This is a genomic window from Streptomyces sp. NPDC127084 (assembly GCF_042724175.1).
GTDB lineage: Bacteria > Actinomycetota > Actinomycetes > Streptomycetales > Streptomycetaceae > Streptomyces.
In genome coordinates, this window is the sequence record NZ_JBHXFA010000310.1 from 1 (window position 1) to 3,022 (window position 3,022).

Consider the following 3,022-nt stretch of genomic DNA (forward strand, 5'->3'; position numbering starts at 1 on the left):
GGCGCGCGCGCGCGCGCGGGGGGGGGGGTGCGCGCGCCCCCGCGCCCCCCCCCCGCCCCCCCCCGCCCGGCCCCCCCCCCCCGCGCCGCCCGGGCGCGCCCCCCCCGCTTCGGCATTCCAGGCCTCCCGGCCGGGCCCAAGGGCTTGGGGCAGGGCTCGGCTACTCCTTGGTTCCGGACCCAGGGCCTGCCGTGCCCTCGGCGGCGGTGGCCGCGGGGTCGTCGAAGTGCACACGGCCCAGGTGGCGGTTCATGGACTTCATCAGCATCCACACGCCCACCGCGAGTGCCGCGAAGACGATGAAACCGAGGACGCCGGGGGTCACCTTGTTCTTGTCCAGCTCCTGCGCCGCGAGCGGGGCGAGGTGCGTCAGGGCGAGGTTTGCGCTTGCGCTCATGTCAGGCATTGTCGCGGATGCCCGCGAAGAGGTCGCTCTCGGGGAGGGAGGTATCGACCAGGGACCTGGCGAGCTCGTACTCCTCCGTGGGCCAGATCTCCGTCTGGATCGCCATGGGCACGCGGAACCAGCCGCCCTCCGGGTCGATCTGCGTCGCGTGGGCGATCAGTGCCCTGTCCCGGGTCTCGAAGAAGTCAGCGCACGGGACGTACGTCGTCAGTGTCCGCTCCGCGCGCTGGAACTCCTTCCAGCGCTCCAGCCACTCCCCGTACGGGGAGTCCATGCCGCGCGCGATGAGTGCCTCGTGCAGGGCCACCGTGCGCGGGCGGTTGAAGCCCTGGTTGTAGTAGAGCTTCTGGGGCTGGAAGGAGTCGCCGTACTCGGATTCGGGGTACTTCTCGGTGTCCGCCGCGCCCTCGAAGGCCACCATCGTGATCTTGTGGGTCATGATGTGGTCGGGGTGCGGGTAGCCGCCGTTCTCGTCGTACGTCGTGATGACCTGCGGGCGGAAGGCGCGGATCTTGCGCACCAGCTCGCCGGCCGCCTTGTCCACGTCCTCCAGCGCGAAGCAGCCGTCCGGCAGCGGCGGCAGCGGGTCGCCCTCCGGGAGGCCGGAGTCGACGAAGCCGAGCCACTCCTGCTTGACTCCGAGGATCTCGCGGGCTTCGTCCATCTCCTTGCGGCGCACTTCGTGGATGTTCTCCTCGATGTACTTGTCGCCCTGGAGCTTCGGATTGAGGATGGAGCCGCGCTCGCCCCCCGTGCAGGTGACGACCAGCACGTCCACCCCCTCGGACACATACTTGGCCATCGTCGCCGCACCCTTGCTCGACTCGTCGTCGGGGTGCGCGTGGACGGCCATCAGTCGCAGCTGCTCAGTCAAGACTCGATCCTCGGTCCTCGGTATTGCCTCAAAATTGTCGTGCCCCCCACAACGACCCCGGCGCAGGGCGGCAGTCGCAGGCGGATGACGGGCTTCTATAGTGACGGAATCGAGGGGCGGAAAAATTCCGGCTCCTGTGAGATTTTCGTTGATCCACCGCCGACTCCCGCCGAATCCGGAGGACGATCCATGACCACGGTGCGCCCGCAGGTGCCCGGTGGCCGTTACGGCCGCCCGGCGGACGAGCGCGCGGACCGTAAGCTCAAGATCGTGGGGGCGGTGCTCGGTGTGGGCCTGCTCACGCTGGTGGGCTGGTTCGGATACGACTACGTCAGCGGTCAGAAGATCAGCGCCGAGCTGATCAAGTGGGATGTGACGGCGGACGACCGGGTCGAGGTCCATCTCGAAGTCCGCAAGGGCGAGGGCACCGAGGGTTACTGCACGCTGCGTTCCCGTGGCCGCGACGGTGGCGAGGTCGGCCGCAGGGACGTCCGGTTCGACGCTCCGGGTACGCGTATCGACGAGGTGGTCACCGTGCGTACGACGGCGCGGGCGACCAGCGCGGAGCTTACGGGGTGTACGGCCGACAACGGGCCGAAAGACTGAGACTCCCACCCCTGCTCACCGCTGACCTGCATTGATGCATTCTTGAGGCCTTTTGGTCCTCCCTCTTTCCCCCGCTGATTGTTAGGCTCGTGGTTTCGCCCGCACCTGAAGGCACATGCTTCTGGTTAGGGCGATGCTTTGTATTCCCAGTACCTACGAGGAGCACCTGTGACCCAGACCAGCGAGAACGTCACCTGGCTCACCCAGGAGGCGTACAACCAGCTCAAGGCCGAGCTGGAGTACCTGTCTGGTCCCGCGCGGGTCGAGATCGCCAAGAAGATCGAGGCGGCTCGCGAAGAGGGCGACCTGCGGGAGAACGGCGGGTACCACGCGGCCAAGGAGGAGCAGGGAAAGCAGGAGCTCCGTGTGCGCCAGCTGACCCAGCTCCTTGAGAACGCGAAGGTCGGCGAGGCCCCGGCGGACGACGGCACGGTGGCCCCCGGCATGGTCGTGACCGTCGCCTTCGACGGTGACGAGAGCGACACCGAGACCTTCCTGCTGGCCTCGCGTGAGTACGCGTCCGGCGATATCGCGACGTACTCCCCGCAGTCGCCCCTCGGCGCGGGTGTCAACGGCAAGAAGGTCGGCGAGGACGCCGAGTACGAGCTGCCCAACGGCAAGACCGCCATGGTCAGGATCGTCGAGGCCAAGCCGTACCAGAGCTGAACTGAGCTGAGCTGCCTCGGCTGGTCAACAGCGCGAGCGGACCGCACTGAAGGCTCCCCGCACCCTTTTCCTCCAGGTGCGGGGAGCCTTGTGCGTACAGCGTCTCAGGCGGTCGCCGAGCGGTATTTGCGTACCGCCAGCGTGCGGAACAGCACCACGATCAGCACCGAGTAGATGATCGACGCGGCCACGGGGTGCTCCATCGGCCAGGCGCCGGACTGCGTGACCCCCGGGTTGCCGAACAACTCGCGGCAGGCCTGCACGGTGGCGCTGAACGGGTTCCAGTCGGCGATCGTCTGGAGCCACGGGGTCATCCGGCTGGAGTCCACGAACGCGTTCGAGATGAAGGTGACCGGGAACAGCCAGATCAGTCCGCCGGAGGTGGCCGCCTCCGGAGTACGGACCGAGAGGCCGATCAGGGCGCCGATCCAGGAGAACGCGTAGCCGAGCAGGAGGAGCAGTCCGAAGGC

The 3,022-nt window shown here is 68.0% G+C and carries 5 protein-coding genes; 2 read left to right on the forward strand and 3 right to left on the reverse strand.

The annotated features are described in order from the left end of the window. Positions 1–160: 160 nt before the first annotated feature. Positions 161–406 carry a hypothetical protein gene (locus ACFWI9_RS33585; protein ID WP_387168895.1) on the reverse strand — a complete coding sequence of 82 codons (246 nt, stop codon included), beginning with the start codon at positions 404–406 and terminating at the stop codon, positions 161–163. Next, the gene (mca, locus tag ACFWI9_RS33590; RefSeq protein ID WP_387168897.1) at positions 399–1,280 is read right to left on the reverse strand and encodes a mycothiol conjugate amidase Mca; all 882 of its coding nucleotides are present in this window, start codon (positions 1,278–1,280) and stop codon (positions 399–401) included. The genes ACFWI9_RS33585 and mca overlap by 8 nt, the downstream gene beginning before the upstream one ends. A gap of 189 nt (positions 1,281–1,469) precedes the next feature. Here mca and ACFWI9_RS33595 point away from each other — a divergent pair, with 189 nt between their 5' ends. Together ACFWI9_RS33595 and greA are read left to right on the forward strand one after the other, a co-directional pair. Beyond that, positions 1,470–1,886 carry a DUF4307 domain-containing protein gene (locus ACFWI9_RS33595; protein WP_387168900.1) on the forward strand — a complete coding sequence of 139 codons (417 nt, stop codon included), beginning with the start codon at positions 1,470–1,472 and terminating at the stop codon, positions 1,884–1,886. Positions 1,887–2,054: 168 nt separating this feature from the next. Continuing rightward, positions 2,055–2,552: a transcription elongation factor GreA gene (greA, locus tag ACFWI9_RS33600; protein ID WP_387168903.1), complete on the forward strand. Its 498-nt coding sequence runs from the start codon at positions 2,055–2,057 to the stop codon at positions 2,550–2,552. 104 nt (positions 2,553–2,656) lie between these two features. Here the strand turns inward: greA and ACFWI9_RS33605 are convergent. After that, a partial coding sequence (locus ACFWI9_RS33605) for an ABC transporter permease (RefSeq protein WP_387168906.1) occupies positions 2,657–3,022 on the reverse strand: 366 nt, incomplete at its 5' end.